We start from the raw sequence: 20,785 nt of genomic DNA, 5'->3' as shown, positions 1-20,785 counted from the left end.
ATCGCAGGCTTTTGCCAGCCATGGAAAGTTGTTATAAAGGGGGGACAGTCACCAGTGAAAAATTTTGAACGTTGAAGTCTTAAGGAGAGCTGTCGTTCAGAGTCTGATCTTGAGCCATCTTTACCCGCACCGAAAGATTTTATGATACATCTGGCTTGTTTGAAGATAATGAAAAGCTGTTGTTCCGGTAAATCTTGTTTTTCAATTTGAACCGGTCGTAATGCCATATCCACAGTTGGGGGTTCTCCCTGATCACCTCTTCCATTCTATTCATCAGTTGTTGGAGGTCGTGCTGGGTGTCCAGTTTTCTGTTACCGGTTCGGGTCAGTGGCAGAGGCTCAAAATGCAACTGCCATTGATTATTTTCAAATGTGCAGTAGTGGAAGAGAACGGGAGTTTTTAGAAGACGGGCTGTCATGATTCCGCTGGCAGGGGCTCGGGTTGCCTGTCCAAAAAATGTCACAGGCATCTCTTTTGAGCGGAGATCGCTGTATAGAAATACGGCTTTTTTCTTTTTCAGAGCCTGAAGCAGGGCAGTGGGGTCACCTTTCACAATGGGTTCAATGCCGACCCTCAAAAGAAAGGCCTTTCCGAGCTTATGAGTCAATGGCGACTGCTTTCCTGAACCAATCAGGGTCGTTGCCGGGAAACCCCGTTGTGAGAGTGCCAGCGTTCCCAAATCAGGGGGGCCCATGTGGAGAGAGAGTATAACCACACCCTTGTTTTCTGAAAGGGCGCGGGCAACGACATCCTGATTGTTGAGCAGGTAAGCCAACTTATCAAGAAAAGGCAGGGTAAGAATATAATCAACGGTGTGACGTGCAGACTGTTGAATGATCTGTTTATGCTTCTTCTCGGATACAGTTAACAGAGCCAGCTGCATTGATGCTCGGGCAATGTGACCCTTTTTAGCTCGTAAGACGTAAGAAAATACCAAGCCTATGACAGAATAGAGCGCCCGAGGCGTTCGGGATAAGAGCCCGATTAAGAGATCCGCTACCGAGTCCTTCCAGCCGGACTTTAAGAGTATCGCCATTTTTATTCTTGTTATGTAAAAAAGTTGTAACAACCAGACTAGGAGAAGGAATGCTTTATTGCTAGTCAATGGGGCAAAATTTGTGCTTTGTTGTTTATGTTGCAGAAGCTCCGGATTCAGGGAGGATGCTTCGATGCTGTATTCAATGCGGTCATTGTGTTGAGCCTTGATGAGCTCCTGTCGGGTTATTTTTTTGAAAGAGATGAGCTAAATCGCTATTTTCTGGTTAATTAACTTGTTGATTTTATTTACAATAAGGGTCACTCTTCATTCCTTTAAGGAATGCTGCCCTGATAATATTTGATGGCCTCTGTTATGGGTAATCACGACAGGATGCCTGATTTGAGGCTGCTTAGCTGGATAGCTGTTCAATGATTTTTCTTTCCTATCTTCTGCTCGGTGCTCTGGCCGGGACTCTGGCTGGTCTGTTCGGGATCGGTGGAGGGCTGATAATTGTTCCGGTACTGGTTTTAAGTTTCGAACTGCAGGGATTATCTCCCGATATTCTCACTCACCTGGCTGTGGGTACCTCGCTTGCCACTATTGTTGTCACTTCAGTTAGCTCCATTCGAACTCATCATGCCAAGGGCGCTGTTCAGTGGCCTGTTTTCAGTGTTTTGACCCTGGGGATTCTGTTGGGTTCATGGCTGGGCGTTTACACTGCGATCCAGATGTCAGGTTCGATGCTTCAGAAAGTGATTGGGACATTTGCCCTGGCAGTGGCTGTAAAGATGTGGTTTGGCTTCAAGCCTTCTGAAAGCAGCAAGGTACCGGCACGACCTATACTAGTCGCAGCTGGAGGTTTCATCGGTTGGGCTTCCAGTATATTTGGCATTGGAGGGGGAAGCCTGTCGGTACCCTTTTTGCGCAAATGCAATCTCTCAATGACTGAGGCGGTGGCGACTTCTGCCGCATGTGGCTTACCGATTGCTATCATGGGAACCACTGCCAACATGTTTCTGGGTCGGGAAAACGAGCTGTTGCCGTTGATGAGTACTGGCTATGTCTACTGGCCAGCCTTTCTTGGCATTGTCCTGACCAGTATGCTGTTCGCCCGCTTTGGTGCTCAGTTAGCCTATAAGCTGCCTTCTGAAAAGCTGCAAAAACTCTTTGCTCTCCTGTTAGTGATTGTAGGGTTTAAGTTTCTTTTCTCAATGTAAAAGAGTCTGGCCAGCTGGCCCACTCCTCTATACAGCTGATACACTGGTCCAACTAATATCCATGGCACTTCTCTCAAACTGAAAGAGAGGAGTGCGTAACAGCAAACCTAGGAGGCTGACCGAGGATAGCGCCCTTAGCGAGGACGGCAGAAAATTGAGGATGAAAATTCGGTTTTGTGAGGAGAATAGCGAGCTATTTGACGAACAAAAGCGGATTTTCAGACCAATTTGCTGCCGCCGCACGACTGCATGGATGCAGGAGCTAGAGCAACGCAGGAGTAGTTGCCGCGTGGGGCAGTCTATTCTCGGTCAGCCTCCTAGAGAACTATCCGGAATCCTCCTGTGATCCCATATCCTCAAATTGATCCCGTTGCGATCAGCCTTGGGCCACTCAAAGTTCACTGGTACGGCCTGATGTATCTGGTGGGTTTTGCCGGAGGCTGGTGGCTGGCGGTCCAGAGAGCCAAGAAATCAAACGGCTTATGGAATCCCGAACAAATCGGAGATTTATTGTTCTATATAGCAGTCGGGGTCATAGTGGGTGGACGCATGGGCTATGTGCTGTTCTATAACTTTGATTATTTTCTGCAAAATCCGCTCTGGCTGTTCAGCATCTGGGAAGGTGGCATGTCTTTTCACGGTGGCTTGCTGGGGGTTCTGCTGGCCGTATTTCTCTTTGGTCGCAGGATTGATAAGAACTTCTTTCAGATGACGGATTTTATTGCCCCTTTCATTCCTCTGGGGTTGGGTATGGGCCGTCTGGGTAACTTTATAGGGGGTGAGCTGTGGGGAAGGGTAACGGATGTTCCATGGGCTATGGTATTTCCGACAGATCCCTCCCGGATGCCAAGGCATCCATCACAGCTTTACCAGTTTGTTATTGAGGGTGTCATCCTGTTTGGAGCACTCTGGTGGTTCTCGGCCAAACCTCGCCCCCGTATGGCAGTATCGGGACTATTCTTGTTGGTCTATGGCATTGGACGCTTCTGCGTAGAATTTGTAAGGCAGCCCGACCAGCAGCTGGGCTTTATTGCTTTTGACTGGATGACGATGGGGCAGTTGCTGACGGTGCCCATGATCCTTCTGGGTGTGGCGCTTATGGTGGTAGCCTATAAAAAGTTCCCACTGGTGGATGGTCAGAATCAGGATGATCGGGCCTGGTTGAAAAAGTATAAACACAGGCCCGGTAAGAAGGCAGCCGTGAGCGGAAATAACAGCCATGAGCGGAAATAACAGCCTTGAGCGTTAATAAATAAAGGATCAACGTCATGAAACAGTATCTTGATCTCCTGCGTCATGTAAAAGAGCAAGGCACTTTCAAATCTGATCGGACCGGCACTGGAACGTACAGTGTTTTTGGTTATCAAATGCGCTTTGATCTGTCGAAAGGTTTCCCGCTGGTTACCACCAAGAAGTGTCACCTGCGCTCCATTATTCATGAGTTGCTCTGGTTCCTGAAGGGCGACACTAATATCGCCTATCTCAAGGAAAACGGTGTCAGAATCTGGGACGAGTGGGCGACGGACGAAGGTGATCTGGGCCCTGTCTATGGCAAGCAGTGGCGAAGCTGGGAAGGTGCAAACGGAGAAACGTTTGATCAGATTCAGTGGCTGCTGGATGAAATAAAAACCAATCCAGATTCCAGAAGGCTGGTCATCAGTGCCTGGAATCCCAGTGTGCTGCCCGACGTAAAGTTCAGCCCTAAAGACAATGCCGCGATGGGTAAGCAGGCTTTACCTCCCTGTCATTGTCTGTTTCAGTTCTATGTTCTGGATGGCAAACTGTCCTGCCAGCTCTACCAGCGCAGTGCTGATATTTTCCTGGGTGTGCCTTTTAATATCGCCTCTTATGCACTACTCACCATGATGATTGCCCAGGTCTGTGACCTGGATCTGGGCGATTTTGTTCATACCTTTGGTGACGCCCATCTTTACTCCAACCACCTGGAACAGGCAGAAGAACAGCTGACCCGCAAGCCACTTCCTTTACCAATAATGAAGCTGAATCCTGCCATCAGCGATCTGTTTGAATTTACTATTGATGACTTTGAGTTGGCTGATTATCAGGCTCATCCTCATATCAGGGCGGCTGTATCTGTTTAATCAGTTTTCGCGGTATTCAGATGTTCTGACGTATCAAACCAGATGTTGTTGTTACGTCAGATTGAGTCATTAATTTTCTTCTTCGTCGAAGGGGGGGGCAACATGGATGGAGTTGAGAATAGAGAACGTCACGGTATCAGCCTGGGCTTTTGCTCCATAGTATTCAACATAGACTTCTGACTGCGACATAGCGGAATCTTCTGCATAGCAACAAATGGCTTCACTGTCCGTGTGTAGCCTTACAACGTTGGGCACTTCTACTTCATAAGTTTCATAGGTTAAAACCATTTGGTGTTCATATTCACGTTTATCGGCATTGTATTCAAGAGACGGTTTATAAGTCGGCCTGCTTTTTAGACTCCTGGCGGTGCCACCCAAATGAAGGTATACCGTACATTTGTGGTTCAGTAACCAACGGGCTACATGGAGCACCAGCCCGAATGTTTGCCGCTGAGTGTAGGTTCTTGAATTTTTTATCGTCGGATTTAAATCAATGCCATTAGGGTATTGTGTAAATGAAGGCGTTTTGGAAAAGCTGCTCTCAACCGGTTGGACATCAATCACTCGATAACCACTGTTAGTAGCGAAAGGGTTAGACCAAAATGGATATTTGTATCTGATCACTAAAGGTTTCCTGGAAACTCTCAGTTTGTCCCAGAGGTAATAATATTCAGGTTGTACCGATACCTCGTAGGTTTTGGCTGGGTAGTTTGTGCCATTCAAGGCGCCTTTCCCTGCCAGAACTTCCAGCTCTCCGGATTCCCAGATAAAGCCCACTTCCCAGCCTTTTGAGGAAACCGTGCCAACCAGGAAGCCAGTTTTCCACCATCCTTCTTTGTCTGCCTGTACCTGCTCGGAGAGCAGTTCGGGTTTTAAGGGGGGCGTAGACCAGGCTGGCAGACAAAATACCGAGATTAAGAGGCCACAGAGCCACTGAGAGCCTTTCATAATGGTGTCCTTACCAAATAGTGAAGTTATAAAGTTCAGACTAGCATTATGTCAGAGGGAGAGTTTTAGGCTTTTCCCGTATTACTGAAGAAAGACCATACTGATAAAGTATCTTAAGGAAATACGATGTCCACGTGGTCAACCAGAATGATGCCCTATTCTGCGAGGATCGCTGCGAGACTGAAGGAGAGATTAATAACCCATGAAATTGTATGCCAGACAACAGGGAGAAGGTGAACCCCTGATCAGTGTACACGGATTATTTGGATCACAGGAAAATCTGGGGGCTATCAATCGCCAGCTTGCAGAAAAATTCATGGTTCACGGCCTGGATGTTCGCAACCATGGTCGTTCTCCCCATGATGACGCAATGGATTATCCTGTTATGGCTGCCGATGTTGTTGAGTATCTGGATGATCAGCAGATTGAGAAAGCACACCTGCTAGGACACTCTATGGGTGGTAAAGTCGTTATGGAAGTGGCTTTGACTCATCCTGACCGGGTGAACAAACTGGCTGTTATGGATATAGCTCCTGTGCAGTATGGGGTGCGACGGCACGACGATGTTTTCGCGGGTCTGTCTGCTGTTGATCTTGAGACTGTTCAGAAGCGGGCCGATGCTGATCATGCGCTGCGCCAGCATATAGTGGAGTTGGCCATTCGAACATTTCTTCTGAAGAACCTTTATCGCAATGACGAGGGAAGTTACTGCTGGAGAATGAATCTGGAAGCGATTCATCATAACTATCTGAATATTTCTGCGGGTAATTCCGGAAAGGAGTCTTTTGAAGGTGATGTATTGTTCCTGAGGGGCGGTAATTCGAATTACATTCTTGCAGAACACCGGGAAGAAGTACTTAAACGATTTCCTAAAGCGGCTATGAGAGAAATTGCCGATACAGGACATTGGCTTCATGCCGAAAAGCCAGAATTGGTTGCCCGTACTTTGATGCGCTTTCTTGAATCTTGAAGTAATAAGAAAAGCCGCCTCAGACGGGCGGCCTTATTGTATCAACTTCAATGCCTGGGTTGTTCACCTTCGATGTCATCCCATTGACTGTAATCATCATCGTCATCTACATCGTCGAAGGGATCGGCGAGGTTTTGACGGAGGGACTTTTTATCCCAATAATCCTCAATGCCTTGTCGAATGGATTTTTTCTTTCTCTGCTTGCAGCGTTCCTTGGCGGTTTGTCTCTTTCTGAATTCCTGACCCGAATCCCAAAAGATCTTATCCTGGTCATCGAACTGCATTGACCTAACCCTGGACATAATCCTACTTCCTTTTTTACTACTCCTAATTATCAATCTAGAAAAAAACAGTCAGGGTTCTAATAAAAAATGCTGATATTGAAGGGGGCTATCAATAGCCGTTAGCATTCAGATCCGGTTTCAGAGAGTAGCCTTCCAGTCGGACCACCCGGGTGTGCAAGGTGCCATCGGGCATTAGCTCAAGCTCTCGATAGCCCGGCCAGCGGTCATCCAGCATGAAATTATCGCATTCAGGCTTGAACTGGACACAGGTAGAAGGGGTAGAAAGAAACCGGGTATTCTGGATGATCTGATCCCGTTCCTGATGGATATGACCATTGATAACCAACCGGACATTGGAGTATGACTGTATCAGGCTCATAAACTGTTCAGCATTCTTCAGGCTGATAGTGTCCAGCCACTGACTCTCAATGGTGTATGCCGGATGGTGAAAAGCCACCAGTGTGTGTTTATCCGGGGTCTCATAGAGGTGTTTTTCCAGAAGCTGGAGCTCTTTGTCCGATAAAAAGCCCGGAACCTGCCCCGGAATCTGGGAATTAAGCATAATGATCTGCCAGGGGCCTGAATCCAGATAAGGGCTCATGGCTTCCGGGCTGACCCGCTGCATCAGTTGAGCATCATCATGATTTCCACAAGTCCAGAGATAAGGTTTATCACTGGTATCCAGAACCGTTTTCAGCGACTGGTAGGACTCCAGACTCTCGTCCTGGGAAAGGTCTCCGGTGACAAGGAAAACGTCCGGGTTAAAGGATGAGGATTGAATCTTCTCCCAGACGTCCAGGAAACTCTGATTGGTGTCTACTCCCATCAATCTGCGTTCAGGAGAGCCGAACAGATGGGTATCTGTTAACTGAATGATGCGTATTCCGGTCATAGGCTCTCTCATAATTCATAATGGCTGCAGCGAGTCTTCTTCATAATTTTATCAGGGAGGTAAGAATAAAGCAGTGACTCTTGGCACATCTTCAGTTCATATCAAATTTGACTTAAACCATGAGTGAGACAGAAGTTCAGCCATTCGGAAAAAAGCTGATTCAACTGTTCCTTTTCGTCAGGCATGAGCATCTTTTCATTGGGATAAGGGTAGATAGCCTTGAAGTGTCTTTCTTTATTAACGCTGATGATCTCGGCCATTCTGACATCCAGATAAATCCGGATTCGGAACTCGGGCAGCTTCAGCCACTCACTCCAGGCTGCATCCAGGTCGACTTGCAGAACGGTCGTAAAAGGAGCCCGCTCTAGCACCTGAAACAACGCCTGCCCTTCCTTGCCAGCGAAATAAAATGAAAGAACAACGTTATCTTTTTCCTCAAGATCGGGCAGCAGAAGCATGAGTTTATGGAAATTTCTTTCACACAAGTTTTGCTGCTTGATGAGGTCGGCTTTATAGCGAGCCTTTTCTGTCCTGGTTTCCATATGCTCAATTGTAATGCATGGCCTTGCTAAAGAGGAAGGTGGCCAGACTTGACCATAACGATAGTGTCTTCCGTTGCCGGCTCAAAATCGTAATTAAAATGTGGGGCTCTTATCCACGTGCCAGCAGGCCAGTCTCCTGAAGCTGTCGAAAGCTTACCAGAAATAATCAGTATTTCTACTCCTCCAGACCTGTCTAGCAGAGATAAGGTTTTACCTACAGGAATTCTGAGCGTAGAAGCTTTCTCATATTTGAATTGATGTAGAATCACCTCAGCAACACCGGTTGAATCATTCCGGCCCAAGGCTTCGAACATATTGGCTCGAACAGTTTGCCTGTCTGACGGATCAAACTGACAAAGCTTCACGAATATCACGCAGCCTCCTTTACTGAAAGGCGCATGCTGGCTACCTGGTGGGTTTCGTAGATAACTGCCGGGACCAAAATCTCCCGTCTCGTCCGAAAAAGTCCCTGAAAGTACCAGAATTTCCTCACCACCCGGGTGAGGGTGCTCAGGAAAACTGGCACCGGCAACATACTGAACGATGCTGGTGGCATGTCCTGACTCTTTATCTTCCCGGGCCAGAGGCTTACGGAACACTTTAATGGCGGGGCTTGGTTGCCACTCCTGATTTTCGGTTTGAATAACAACGGATTCCTGAAAGTTCATGTTCAGCACGTAATATTACCTGTTTAACTATAAGACAGTGGATGACCATTAGGTGTCGGTTTCCTGAGCAAACAATTATTGGATTCGAGGTCGCCTGTAATAAGAAGCCGGTTAAAATCTTTTCACATTGAGTTTATTGCTTTTGACGACAGGTAAACTAGTGTAAATTCAGCGAGTTGCGCTTGAGTAACAACCGGTAAACCGACATTATTGTTCGGCTTTCGGGCCCATTTTTCAAGGAACTGGAGATATGCCAAAAACTTATCTTAAAGGCTTTTTACTGGCAGCCCTGGCCAGCTCAATTATGTCTGCCCAAGCGGCTGAGACTGAATACAATTTGCTGGAAGTATACAACCTGGCGTTGAAAAATGATGCCCAGCTGGCCGCTGCACGTGCCGATATGATGGCGACTCAGGAAGGTAGCACCCAGGCAAGAGCTCTATTGCTGCCCAATTTGTCTTTGTCGGGGGGAACTCAGTACAACAAAACATCTCTCGAGGCGGCAGTCAGTGACGTTAAAGACGACTATAACTCTCATACTTGGGGAGCCACATTAAGCCAGCCATTATTCAATATGGCCAGCTGGTTTGGTTATGATTCTGCCAAGTTTCAAAGCGCCCAGGCGGAAGTCACTTTTAGCTATGAGCAACAGAATCTTATTCTCAGGGTTGCAGAAGCCTACTTTAATGTGCTGAGAGCTGAAGACAGTCTGATCACCGCCATAGCCGAAGAAAAAGCGGTTAAGCAGCAGCTGGATCAGGCACGTGAACGTTATAATGTGGGCCTTATTGCGGAGACTGATGTTCTCGAAGCCAGGGCGCGTTATGACGGCGCTCGGGTGGTCCGGATTGATGGTGAAAACAGCCTCTCGGTGTCTTATGAAGCGCTGCGCACAATCATCAATAAAGATGTTCGGGACATTGGCAAACTCAATAAAACCATGCCCGTCACTGCTCCCACGCCTGCTGTCTCTGATGAATGGGTCAACAACGCGCTCAAGAATAACCTGCAGCTTGAGGCCGCACGTGAAAGCCTGAAAGCCGCAGAGAGCAATATCAAGGCCAAGAAATCAGGACATGCTCCGACTGTTGATGCTTTTGCCAGCTATAACTACAACTCCAGTGATGCAGACTCTGCCAGAGTAAATATTGACTCCAACGGGATAAGGACCGGTGATGGTGACCAGACAGTAGTAGGCGTTAAATTTAACCTGCCTCTGTTTGCCGGTGGTGCAACCAGCTCCCAGGTTCGTCAGGCGACTTACCAGATGGAATCGGTTCAGCAGAATTACGACAAGGCGTTACGTGAGATTAACTCCGGTACCCGTAACCTGTTTCGCACCGTCAATTCTGATGTCGCTCGTGTAGAAGCTCGTTGTCAGGGTATTGTCTCTTCTGAAAGTGCATTGAAAGCCACTGAGAGCGGCTATGAAGTCGGTACCCGTAACATTACCGATGTTCTGGATGCCCAGAAGACACTGTTTGCTGCCCAGCGTGATTACCTGAACGCCCGCTACGACTTTATCGTGAACACATTGAAGCTGAAGCTGACAGCAGGCACTCTGAATCCGGAAGACCTTACCCAGCTGAATAATTGGATAGTGTCTTCAGAGGAGATGTCCATTCCCGCCCAGTGTCGTGCAAACTGACAGATACATTTTGGTTTAAACAGTTTTGAATGGCAGAATAACAGCGCTGGTTTCAGCGCTATTATTTTGTCTATAGATCTCAAACTTTTGTATCGTTTTCCGTGTGAGTTGGTGTATTATCCCACCAGGTCTTCTCCTTTTTTGGGTATCCTGCAAAATAATAAAAAAGTGCTACATTTTAGGGTTAGTTTTCGAAGTAACCAGACCTGAAGCACATGAAAAATCACAGAGCAAGTGTAATAACTCGAATTATTTTTATTATCTCTATTTTGTACTCATACAATGCCAATGCATCACCACTTAATGATGCAATCAGTAGTTTAGACTCCCTCATTGATGAGATAATTGTTAAACAATATCAAATAAATCAAAAAGGCAGACCTATTTTTTCTCATCCAATATTGCATTGCAATCTCGATTTGCTAAAACTATATCAGGCAACATTAAGTGCCAGGGAGCAGCCAGATGCAGTTCCTTCAAAAGTTATCTATGTAAGAAAAATAAAAAAACGAAAGCTTCGCTGTACGCCAGAAGCTTCTTCCCATCATATGCTGCAAAGTATAAATGAATCAATGTCCCGTTATGAAGGGGTGGCTCACTTTCCATTTGATGGGAGCGGTGAAGCATGTGGTAACTTAGAGCCTGTATTTTTTTCAGAAACAGACGACCTGAAAGATGAAGAAATTCACGAGAAAGTAAAAGATTTTTTATCAAAAATGTACAGGGCGCTGGAAAATGATGAAGTTTTTTTTACAAGGTGTTCTGATTTAGGCTTGGAAAAAGAGTACAAAATAACTTTTGATTTAATTAGTGTGGCATTACATTAGCATTGCAGTTTCAACAAAATAGGAAATATGTGAAGTTTAATTTCGTTAAGTCGAAATAACGCCTTGCTCTGGTAACTGTCGATAATAAAATATTGGCAAGAGTGTCTAATTCGCCTGTTATGATCCACTGTTAAACAATAGTTTACAGTAAACACATGTTGAGGCTCTCTTACTATGATCTCGCTAACGGAGTTTTTCAATAGAACAAATTCCCTGCCGTTGAGATCCTGGTTATGCTTCTTGAGCTTCCATTCCACTTTGGCCAGTCTTTGTCGATTCAGTCTATGACTGTTTTCTAAATATCAAGTGACAACGCTAATAGTTTTTATCGAAACAAGATCAGGTTTGCTTGTTGGCTGTCTTGAGGTTGGTTGAGGTTGATTAGTAAAGCTATTTTTTGAAGTGCCGATAACAATAAAAATACTTGAGTTGAAAAAATGTTTAAAAAGCGTCTAATAATATTTCTGTTCTGCTTGCTGCATCCTTTTTCTTTAAAAGCAGATTTTAAAGGGCTTCCAAAATTGCCAGACTTTGGAAAAGTTAACTCATACTATGATGCCGTCAGAATGCTTTTCGATGATCATTTACAAGAGATAGAAGAAATAAAGACTTCTGGCGGTCAGGTTGAAAAAGTCTTTTCTGTTATATCTCTGAACAAAAGATGGTTCGTTAAAATTACTAGAGAAGACTGCGAATCATGTGAAAGTACTCATTTTGATACTGAGTGGAAATTAAAGAAAGAATATAAGAGTTATTCATGGCTTGGTTTAAAAAATGCTGAACTGGTATTTCCTGAAAAAGGTGCAACCTTTATTCTGGAAAATAAAAAACATTTAGTTGCCAGTTATGCCTGGGTTCCTGGTGAAACATTATCAGATATTTACAGTGAATATTTTAACGGGAAAATACGAAAAGAAACCTTAAAGAAAGCATTTTATCGCTATGGGCAGGTTTTATCAGTTAATCATCTTGACCCTGAAAAGCCAAGTCAGGACGTAGATATCATATTAAATAGATCGGTAAGACTGCATCTTAGTGATAGAAATACCAGGAATGAAAAATATCATGAAAATAAAGATAAAATATATATCTTGGATTTAGCTGATGATAATAGATATGTTGGAAGAGAAGTTAAAGTGAAAGAAGAACTGGGGTTTTGGCTACTAAGTATGATTGATCTTTATGATCAGCTGGACACTGATGAGAATTGCGGTAGCAATCATGAATGTCTATTAACCCCTTTTAACAGTTTTGCACAAGGGTATATATCCTCACTTCCACTGTACAGTTCCAATGTTATTCTAGCTATGCTGAAGACACAATATTTAGAAATAGTAAAATATATTTGCAAAGCCGGTTATTCTGAATTTTGTTTGCTGGAAGACAATCTGAGGGCTAACAACTGGCATGGTAGCTAATGCTTGCAGCAAAGATGGCGAACACAGTGAGCCATGATATTCTCCGGTAAAATGGACACAGGTCTACGACTAAGTTGCCACTTCGTATTCTAGCGGAGATCGGTAATTTAAGTACTCAACCATACGAAATCATATTTTCTGACTCATTGTTCAGGCACTCGCGGCAACTGCTCCTGCGTTGCTCTAGCTCCTGCATCCATGCAGTCGTGCTGCGTTGCAACTCTGGTCACATAGCTTGCTATGTTCCCGTCGTTGGGCCTTGCAGAGCACCTGCCCAATAAGCCAGAAATATTCGATTCCGTATGGCTGAGTACTTAAGAGGGGCGCTTCGAGTCAATGGATTTATGAGGCAGAACGACGGCAGGAGCCAGAGTCGAGACATTTGTCGACTCTGTTCAACTGAGTTGGCTCTGATGTCCAGTCAGGCGATCACTGCACTTTCTGTGGCCACTTAGCCAAGATGATCAATGGTTTCTGACACCTGTTTCAAAAGCTTTTGCAATGCACCTCTATTACCTTCCACAAATCTTTGAGCCTGGCCGCCCATCTTTTTTCTGGCTGCATCGTCTGTCAGCAGATCGTATACGACTGCTGCCAGTTGTTCTGAATTCTGTATAGTTTTCATACCGCCAGCGTCTTCTAGCTGTTGGCTGATATCTGTGAAGTTATAAACGCTGGGGCCGGATAAAACAGGTATCCCCAAGGCGGCGGGCTCCAGCATATTATGACCTCCGTTCTTAATCAGACTACCTCCGACAAAGGCTATGTCGGATGTTGCGTACAGCTTCATCAGCTCACCCATTGTATCGCCAATGATCACTTGGGTATCTATAGAAGTTTCTGTAGCCTGACTGTGCCTTATGGTGTTGAATCCGAGACTTTCTGACAGTTCAAAAACACGGTCAAAGCGCTCGGGATGTCGGGGAACAAGCAACAACAGGGTATCGGATAATTTCTCGTGCACTTTGCGAAAAGCATCCAGAACCGGCTTGTCCTCGCCGTCGTGGGTACTGGCAGCTATCAGTATTTTTGTCTTGCGGCCTAATCCCGATTCCCATGTGGATTTAAGCAAAGCTGCACTGTTGTTGATTTCATCATCCACAGACATATCAAACTTGACGCTGCCTGTTATGGCCAGACGTTCAGCAGGCAAGCCCAGTTGTTTGAATCTTTCACCGTCATTCTCGGTCTGACAGGCCACCTGATGAATGTTCTGCATCATGTTTCGAGTCAGTGAGCTCAATTTTGCATAACCCCGGGCCGACTTCTCTGACAACCGGGCATTGATGATAACAACAGGAATGTTTCTGGCTTTACAGGCGGCAATGGTGTTGGGCCATAGCTCTGTTTCCATGATTAAAGCCATTTTGGTGTGAGTCCGATTTAAAAAACGGTTTTGCACGTCTGGCAAATCGTAGGGGCAATAAACATGAGAAACACGTTCACCGTATATTTTTTTAACACGCTCGGAGCCGGTGGGCGTCATAGTGGTGACGACAAAGCGGTAATTGGGGTATTGATTCATCAAGGCTTTAACCATCGGCGCACTGGCTATGGTCTCACCCACAGAAACGGAATGGATCCATATGACGGGTTTGTCATTGGGCAACGTTTTGATAAAACCAAAGCGTTCACCCCAGCGATGGCCATAAGCGGGAGATTTTCTAGTGCGCACAACCAGCTTTATCAGGACAAAGGGCACCAAAAGGTACAATAAAAGTGAATATAAGTATCGACTCATGCTCGGGCTGGGTTCGTTAGGAGTTGGACTACCAAGTATGTTAACAGATAGAGCCTGACCCGAAATAGATTTATGGATCGAATCTGTGAGGCTTTCGGTGACAGAGGGCTTTCGAACACTTAAGTATCCCATGGAGAAATGATGTCAGACATCAAGAAAGCGCTTGCATCCATTCACTGAACAATATCAAACTGCCTCACCTTATTATCAGGACTGCCATTCTCGAACTTATGAATCACTCAATACCGCCCGGGCGACGCACTCTCATGGTTCAGGGAACCACCAGTGATGCGGGGAAAAGTGCGCTGGTTACCGGACTTTGTCGAGCTTTCAGCAGGCGGGGTATCCCAGTGGCTCCCTTCAAACCACAGAACATGGCTCTGAACAGTGCGGTGACCGAGGATGGCGGCGAAATTGGCAGAGCCCAGGCGTTGCAGGCATTAGCGGCGGGTCTTGAGCCCCATACGGATATGAATCCTGTTTTGTTGAAGCCTAACTCCGATATAGGTGCACAGGTGATCGTCAATGGACGTTCTATCGGGGAAATGAATGCCCAGACCTATCATGAATTCAAACCGAGGTTGCTGAAGTGCGTTCTGGAATCCTGGCGCAGGCTGGCAGAGCAATACCGTTTGGTGCTGGTTGAAGGGGCGGGAAGTCCGGCAGAAATCAATCTGCGTGACAGGGATATTGCCAACATGGGGTTTGCCCAGGCCGCCGACTGTCCGGTTATTATTGTTGCTGATATCGATAAAGGCGGGGTTTTTGCCCATCTTTACGGAACATTGGCACTATTGTCGGAATCAGAGCAAAAACGGGTAGCCGGTTTTGTGATCAATCGCTTCAGAGGTGATATCAAGCTACTGGAATCGGGACTGGAATGGCTCGAGAAAAAAACGGGTAAGCCGGTGCTGGGTGTGCTTCCTTATCTCCATGGCCTGCATCTGGAGGCTGAGGATGCGATTGAGTCACAACAGATCTCCCATGATAACGATGCAGTTTTAAAAATTGCAGTGCCTATACTGACCCGTACCAGTAATCACACTGATTTTGATCCCCTCAGGCTGAGACCTGATGTTCAGATTCACTTTGTTGGCAAAGGTGAACCCATTCCTCCGGTGGATCTGATTATTATTCCCGGTACCAAAAATACCCGGACTGATCTCGACTATCTAAGAGAGAATGAATGGGACCGGGATATTCTCAGGCATTTGCGATATGGCGGAAAACTGATGGGTATCTGCGGAGGCTATCAAATGCTCGGCAATATTGTACATGACCCTCAGGGTATCGAGGGAGAACCAGGCAGCACTGAAGGATTGGGGTTGCTGAACCTGGAAACCACAATATCCCCCCAAAAGCAGCTGAAACAGGTGGCAGGTTGCCTCTCTCTTCCCGATATGGAAAAGGTTGCAGTGACCGGTTATGAAATTCATGCGGGTATTACCCGGGGCTCGGCTCTTGATAACCCTCTCATTCAACTGAAACAGGGGGTGGACGGTGTCATGTCTGAAGATGGCCAGATATTTGGTACTTATTTGCATGGCATTTTTGAAACAACGGCAGCCTGTAATGCCTTTTTAACCTGGTCTGGTCTCAGGCAATTAGCGACAGTGGACTACGAAGCGCTCAGGGAAGAAGGTATTAATAGAATGGCGGATGCCGTTGAGCAGAATATTGATTTGAAAAAATTGTTAGCTGTTTATCAGTGAAAAATATTTCGTTACTTAAATAATTACGTCTGAGGGAATATTTAAGATGACAGAAGAGCGCAAAGGCTATCGCCTGACCAAAATTTATACCCGTACCGGTGATAAGGGAACCACCCGGATTGGCAGTGGTGATGTACTGTCAAAAGCGGATGATCGGATTGAAGCCATTGGCTCCGTTGATGAGACAAACAGCTGGATGGGTATGTTGCTAAATGTGCTCAGGCAGTCCGATGACTTGACCGAGTCGCAGCTGAGTCGGGTCAGTGAGATTCAGCACAGGCTGTTTGATGTCGGCGGGGAGTTGGCTATGCCCGGATATCAACTGATTCAGGAAGAACATACGACAGTCATGGAAGCATTGATTGACGAATTGAATGAAGATTTACCACCATTGAAAAATTTTACACTGCCGGGTGGAGGGACTGCCGCCTGTCATTGTCATATGGTAAGAACGGTTTCCCGCAGGGCCGAACGTGCAGTGATCCGACTGCGTGAATCTGGTGTCGACGTTAATGCCCCTCTCATTACCTTTCTCAACAGGTTGTCCGATGCGATGTATGTGCTCTCAAGGCATTGTGCCAGAAAGAACGAAGGAGAGGTGCTCTGGCAGGCCTCTCCGAAGTCAAAAATCGAAGGGTAATTGCGCTTTTCGCAAGAGGGGTGAATTAAAACGAAAGTTCGGGTAATATGCCCGACCTTTACGAAGGTCCCACGGTGGCAGTGGCCAGCGCATAAAAAGTGCTGACATATTCTGACGCTGTGGATTGTTTGCGAAACGGTCTACTACCCGATTGCAAATGATAGGGAACGGGGTTTTAAACCCGGCTGTGCCCGCAACTGTGACGGAGTAATGCGCTCTCAAGAAAGCCCCTGCAGGCTTCCTAAACCACTGGATTCAAGGTCCGGGAAGGTGAGAAAAGCATGATGATCCCGGAGCCAGGAGACCTGCCTTCAGTAAAGCAACCATGGAAGCTCGACGCAATTGGGCTTTCTAACCGGGCGGGTCACCTGGCGGTTGGGAAAATTCATATCTTCCCCGGATACTGACAAGTCTCTGAGCAAGAGATAAGTCAGAATAATTCTGCGGTTGGAACTTTGTGTCCGACCGGCTGTCTGCCGCCCTGAGAAACATCGATCTCAGGGATTCCATGAGGCATCTGCATCAAACAAGTCGAGAACCAAGTCGTTCACCACTCGAGAAGGCTGTCGCAAAAGTGCTGCGCTTCGCTGAGAGGTATCTTCTGTCTGCTACCTGGCTGGCTGCTGTTGTAATTTCTGGTCATACGACATTGTTGCAGGCAGCACAGGTTTGCGTAAAAGACGACCTGAAAAGGGAAGTCTGTGTTCCCAAATCCGTCAAAAAAATAATCAGTCTTTCTCCCGGTTCAACCGAATTGATCTATGCTGCAGGGGCGGGTGTTCGTGTTGTTGCGGTTGACGATCACAGCGACTACCCACCCTCAGTCGCTAAAGTTCCCCGACTAGGTGGCTTTCCCAATGTTAGTGTTGAAGCCATTGCCACCATGAAACCAGACATAGTGGTGGCCTGGGCAGGGGGCAACAGCCCGAAAGTGACGTCGAGGCTTGAGTCACTGGGTGTCAGAGTTTTCTACATTGATCCGCTAAGCTTTCCTGAGATCGCATCGGTCATCAGGCGTCTGGGCAAACTGTTTGGTACCTCTGCGGTAGCGGATAAAGAAGCCAAAAGGTTTCTGACTCGTTATCAATCCATCAAGAAGAAATACCAGTTTAGAAAGCCTGTCACTGTCTTTTATGAGATCTGGAACAAACCGCTGATGAGTATCAGCAGGAACCAGATTATCGGGCAGGTGATAGAGCTTTGTGGTGGCCAGAATATTTATGCTGACTCAAAAATACGGGTACCTGAAGTCAGCATGGAATCCATTCTTGGCAAGAACCCCGAGGTTATTGTCAGCTCCAGCAATCTTAAAGACGGTAAAGCCATCGAAGAGCGCTGGTCGAAATGGAGCGATCTTCAGGCGGTGAAACAGCACCATCTGTTTACCGTTCAGGGCAATTTGATATCCAGACCAACACCCCGGGCGCTGGATGCCGCCGAATCCCTTTGCCAACAACTTGAGAGCGTCAGAAAAGAAAGTCTCACTAAGGCTTCAAAGACGCCAGAAAACACACACAAGGAATAATCCCATGTCCCGCACATTGCGTATTGCAGTCGCCCTGGCCACAGCAGGTCTGGCAGGCACGCTTCAGGCCAGTGAAGAAATCATCGAGCTGGAGGAAGTGGTCGTGACAGCCTCCAGAACTGCTCAGTCGGTGGATGAGGCTCTGGCTCCGGTTACCGTGATTACGCGGGAAGAAATTGAGCGTAGTCAGGCTACCAGTGTGCCGGAATTGCTCAGTAAAACACCGGGTATGCAAATCGAACAGTCAGGTGGGCCAGGAAGCAAGGTAGGCATTTTTTTGAGGGGAACCAGAACTGCACAAACGCTAATTTTGATTGACGGTGTGAAAGCTAGCTCAATGGATTTTGGTGAAGCACCAATACAGCACTTGGACCCAGATCAAATTCAGAGAATCGAAATTGTACGGGGCCCAAAGTCTAGTTTGTACGGTGCAAATGCAGTAGGTGGTGTTATACAAATTTTTACTCGAAAGGGCACCGGGAATCCAAAGTTAACTGTAAAGGTAGGGGGGGGGAGCCGAGGGACCGGTGATTATGGATTAAATTATGGCGGAGAAGTTGATGGTACTCGGTTTAACTTAGGTGCTCGCCTATTTGAAACACAGGGTTATAACAGGACGTTCGCCACATCTGGACTGGATGCTGATGATGATGCATATAGGGATAAATCACTTTCCGGCAGTATTTCGAAACGTTATTCCTCAGGGCTTGAGGCTGGCCTGAGCTTTACACATGTAGAAGGGAAGTCTGAATACGACAGTAGTTTTAATACTGAAAACACATATACACTTTTTAATTCGACAGAGTTTAATGGTTTTGTATTTGTTCCAGTAACTGAACAATGGGGAACTAGGTTGGATATTGGGTATGGTATCGATAAAAGAGATGACAAAGGTAGCACTACATATCCAAGCTATGCCACAACCAAACGAAATACTTTTAGTTGGCAGAATGATTTAAATTGGACCGAAAATCAGTTCTTAGTGACTGGTATTGACTACTCAGATGAGCATTTAACAGAGTCTAGTAATGAGTATGGTGTAGAAGATCAATACAATATTGGTGTTTTTGCTCAAAATACATCTACATTTTCTCGGAGTGAACTCCAGATCGGCCTCAGAAGAGATAAACATGAAGTTTATGGCTACAACAACACAGGGAATATAGCGTGGGGCATAGATTTACCAAAGGGTATGAAGATTATTGCATCCTATGGAACTGCTTACAGAGCACCAACTCTTGGGGATTACTATACTCCAGCGGGGCCTAATCTTACTCTAAAGCCTGAAACAGCCAAGAATAAAGAGTTAGAGCTAAGTGGCTTGGTAGGTGACAGTAGGTGGTCTGTAAATATATTTCAGAATGATATCAACGATATGTTGGAGTACAATTCTGACGCCCAGAAAACGGAGAATATAGAGAAGGCTCGCATTAGAGGTATCGAGTTTGTATTGTCAACAGAGCTCTTTGGTTGGCATACCAGAAGTAACATGACATTCCTTGATCCGGAATTTCGAGGGGACTTATATAATGGTAATGTTCTTTATAGAAGAGCTAAGCAACTATTTGTTCTTGATACTAATCGAGTATATGGAAAGTGGTCTGTTGGTGGTACTTTCAGAGCTCAAGGTAAAACATACAACGACCAAGCAAACACCAAAGAGGTTGCTGGGTTTGGAACAGTTGATTTGAGAATGGCTTACCAGTTGACAACAGAGCTTAAAACAGAAGCTAAAGTTGTCAACTTGATGGACAAAGAGTATTCATCAAATTTAGGGTACAGAGATGAACCAAGAGGTGTGTTTTTTACTCTGACCTGGACCCCTGAACTGTAAGTCATTTGTTGTACGACTAACGTCTGTCATGTATCAAGCAAGCTCTCACTCTCTTCCCCTGGAGTGAGAGCTTTTTTATAAGGTAGTCAATATGGCACTTAAAAAATCCAAAGACGTCCGGGAACTATGCTATCCCTTCATCTACGAGCGTTCACCTTTGTGTGATCACGAAATTATTACCGACGAGCTTTGTACGACACTGGGCGGAGCTATCTATGAGCTGGAAGGAGATGAACGATTCAGGGATATCTACGATTTTCTCTGCGAACTGCAGCCGAAAATTTTTCATCTTAATGCTTCTATCCGGGGGAAGCAGGCCATCTTTGAAGAGCAGATAGAGTGGCTCTCCGGGTATTTTGATCGTTATCAGGAAGAGATTGCCGGGCGAATAAAAGGTTTTGTTTTACCTCGCGGACCCCGGCCTGTTCAGTTGCTTCACTCCTGTCGTTCGCTCAGTAAAAAAGCGATCAGAGCTATGGTTCTGGTGGATGCTGAAGGCATAGAAGTTCCGGATGTTTTGCACCGCTTTGCCAACATGCTTTGCAATCTCTTTTTCAGATTAACGGTGGTGATTAATGGACGACTAGGGATCAACGAACCTGAGTATGTCAGCAAGAGTTATAAGTCCAAGTCACCCTCAAAGTTAAAGCAGCAGTCGACGAAAAAGGTTGTGTAATCAGGAAAGTTCGATTTAGGATAGAAATAAGGCTCAAAAATAATAATAAAAATCGGAGTCCATGATGAGAAAAGGACTTTCTTTTCACTATTTTTACGCTCATGGCTGTTTATGTGCCTTTAGCTTTTCAGGCGTTCTATTTCAGAATAAGAAGCGCTGTCT

At 46.0% G+C, this 20,785-nt stretch carries 19 protein-coding genes and 1 riboswitch; of the genes, 12 read left to right on the top strand and 7 right to left on the bottom strand.

Going from position 1 to position 20,785, the window contains the following annotated elements; translation table 11 throughout:
* Window positions 1-139: 139 nt before the first annotated feature.
* Window positions 140-1,036 (bottom strand): lysophospholipid acyltransferase family protein, encoded by an 897-nt coding sequence (locus P6910_RS19505; RefSeq protein WP_317142918.1) that lies wholly within the window; start codon window positions 1,034-1,036, stop codon window positions 140-142.
* Between the two features lie 371 nt (window positions 1,037-1,407).
* On the opposite strand from P6910_RS19505, the gene P6910_RS19500 reads away from it, so the two are divergent.
* From P6910_RS19500 to P6910_RS19490, 3 genes are all read left to right on the top strand, one after another.
* Window positions 1,408-2,196 carry a sulfite exporter TauE/SafE family protein gene (locus P6910_RS19500; RefSeq protein WP_317142917.1) on the top strand — a complete coding sequence of 263 codons (789 nt, stop codon included), beginning with the start codon at window positions 1,408-1,410 and terminating at the stop codon, window positions 2,194-2,196.
* 342 nt (window positions 2,197-2,538) lie between these two features.
* On the top strand, window positions 2,539-3,429 hold the full coding sequence (lgt, locus tag P6910_RS19495; RefSeq protein ID WP_317142916.1) for a prolipoprotein diacylglyceryl transferase: 891 nt from the start codon (window positions 2,539-2,541) through the stop codon (window positions 3,427-3,429).
* Window positions 3,430-3,464: 35 nt separating this feature from the next.
* Complete coding sequence (locus P6910_RS19490; protein WP_317142915.1) at window positions 3,465-4,298, top strand: thymidylate synthase; 834 nt, start codon at window positions 3,465-3,467, stop codon at window positions 4,296-4,298.
* Between the two features lie 69 nt (window positions 4,299-4,367).
* Here the strand turns inward: P6910_RS19490 and P6910_RS19485 are convergent, their stop codons facing one another.
* Window positions 4,368-5,246, bottom strand: coding sequence for a hypothetical protein (locus P6910_RS19485; RefSeq protein WP_317142914.1), 879 nt, complete (start codon window positions 5,244-5,246; stop codon window positions 4,368-4,370).
* Between the two features lie 202 nt (window positions 5,247-5,448).
* On the opposite strand from P6910_RS19485, the gene P6910_RS19480 reads away from it, so the two are divergent.
* The gene (locus P6910_RS19480; protein WP_317142913.1) at window positions 5,449-6,216 is read left to right on the top strand and encodes an alpha/beta fold hydrolase; all 768 of its coding nucleotides are present in this window, start codon (window positions 5,449-5,451) and stop codon (window positions 6,214-6,216) included.
* 47 nt (window positions 6,217-6,263) lie between these two features.
* On the opposite strand, the gene P6910_RS19475 is transcribed toward P6910_RS19480, so the two are convergent.
* The 4 genes from P6910_RS19475 to P6910_RS19460 form a co-directional block, all read right to left on the bottom strand.
* A complete protein-coding gene (locus P6910_RS19475; RefSeq protein WP_317142912.1) occupies window positions 6,264-6,518 on the bottom strand; it encodes a PA3496 family putative envelope integrity protein in 255 nt (84 codons plus the stop codon).
* A gap of 91 nt (window positions 6,519-6,609) precedes the next feature.
* Window positions 6,610-7,392 carry a 3',5'-cyclic-AMP phosphodiesterase gene (gene cpdA / locus P6910_RS19470; protein WP_317142911.1) on the bottom strand — a complete coding sequence of 261 codons (783 nt, stop codon included), beginning with the start codon at window positions 7,390-7,392 and terminating at the stop codon, window positions 6,610-6,612.
* A 101-nt stretch (window positions 7,393-7,493) separates the two neighbouring features.
* Entirely contained in the window at window positions 7,494-7,934 is a 441-nt protein-coding gene (locus P6910_RS19465) for a DUF1249 domain-containing protein (protein WP_317142910.1), read from the bottom strand.
* Window positions 7,935-7,960: 26 nt separating this feature from the next.
* Entirely contained in the window at window positions 7,961-8,602 is a 642-nt protein-coding gene (locus P6910_RS19460) for a cupin domain-containing protein (protein ID WP_317146571.1), read from the bottom strand.
* A gap of 250 nt (window positions 8,603-8,852) precedes the next feature.
* Here P6910_RS19460 and P6910_RS19455 point away from each other — a divergent pair, with 250 nt between their 5' ends.
* The 3 genes from P6910_RS19455 to P6910_RS19445 all read left to right on the top strand — a co-directional run bounded on the left by P6910_RS19455 (window position 8,853) and on the right by P6910_RS19445 (window position 12,495).
* Window positions 8,853-10,250 carry a TolC family outer membrane protein gene (locus P6910_RS19455; protein WP_317142909.1) on the top strand — a complete coding sequence of 466 codons (1,398 nt, stop codon included), beginning with the start codon at window positions 8,853-8,855 and terminating at the stop codon, window positions 10,248-10,250.
* 215 nt (window positions 10,251-10,465) lie between these two features.
* The gene (locus P6910_RS19450) at window positions 10,466-11,077 is read left to right on the top strand and encodes a hypothetical protein (protein ID WP_317142908.1); all 612 of its coding nucleotides are present in this window, start codon (window positions 10,466-10,468) and stop codon (window positions 11,075-11,077) included.
* A 437-nt stretch (window positions 11,078-11,514) separates the two neighbouring features.
* The gene (locus P6910_RS19445; RefSeq protein ID WP_317142907.1) at window positions 11,515-12,495 is read left to right on the top strand and encodes a hypothetical protein; all 981 of its coding nucleotides are present in this window, start codon (window positions 11,515-11,517) and stop codon (window positions 12,493-12,495) included.
* Between the two features lie 451 nt (window positions 12,496-12,946).
* Here the strand turns inward: P6910_RS19445 and waaA are convergent, their stop codons facing one another.
* Complete coding sequence (gene waaA / locus P6910_RS19440; protein WP_317142906.1) at window positions 12,947-14,236, bottom strand: lipid IV(A) 3-deoxy-D-manno-octulosonic acid transferase; 1,290 nt, start codon at window positions 14,234-14,236, stop codon at window positions 12,947-12,949.
* 230 nt (window positions 14,237-14,466) lie between these two features.
* On the opposite strand from waaA, the gene P6910_RS19435 reads away from it, so the two are divergent.
* The 5 genes from P6910_RS19435 to P6910_RS19415 all read left to right on the top strand — a co-directional run bounded on the left by P6910_RS19435 (window position 14,467) and on the right by P6910_RS19415 (window position 20,623).
* Complete coding sequence (locus tag P6910_RS19435) at window positions 14,467-15,948, top strand: cobyric acid synthase (RefSeq protein ID WP_317142905.1); 1,482 nt, start codon at window positions 14,467-14,469, stop codon at window positions 15,946-15,948.
* Window positions 15,949-15,994: 46 nt separating this feature from the next.
* Entirely contained in the window at window positions 15,995-16,588 is a 594-nt protein-coding gene (locus tag P6910_RS19430) for a cob(I)yrinic acid a,c-diamide adenosyltransferase (protein ID WP_317142904.1), read from the top strand.
* A 119-nt stretch (window positions 16,589-16,707) separates the two neighbouring features.
* Window positions 16,708-16,916, top strand: a riboswitch (cobalamin riboswitch).
* Between the two features lie 129 nt (window positions 16,917-17,045).
* The gene (locus P6910_RS19425) at window positions 17,046-18,113 is read left to right on the top strand and encodes a cobalamin-binding protein (RefSeq protein ID WP_317142903.1); all 1,068 of its coding nucleotides are present in this window, start codon (window positions 17,046-17,048) and stop codon (window positions 18,111-18,113) included.
* 4 nt (window positions 18,114-18,117) lie between these two features.
* Entirely contained in the window at window positions 18,118-19,947 is a 1,830-nt protein-coding gene (locus tag P6910_RS19420; RefSeq protein ID WP_317142902.1) for a TonB-dependent receptor domain-containing protein, read from the top strand.
* 91 nt (window positions 19,948-20,038) lie between these two features.
* On the top strand, window positions 20,039-20,623 hold the full coding sequence (locus tag P6910_RS19415; RefSeq protein WP_317142901.1) for a cobalamin adenosyltransferase: 585 nt from the start codon (window positions 20,039-20,041) through the stop codon (window positions 20,621-20,623).
* Window positions 20,624-20,785: the final 162 nt, after the last annotated feature.

It is taken from the genome of Endozoicomonas sp. 8E, assembly GCF_032883915.1.
Lineage (GTDB): Bacteria > Pseudomonadota > Gammaproteobacteria > Pseudomonadales > Endozoicomonadaceae > Endozoicomonas_A.
Note: the sequence above shows the minus strand (reverse complement) of the source record. Positions and strands in the feature narration are given on the sequence as shown.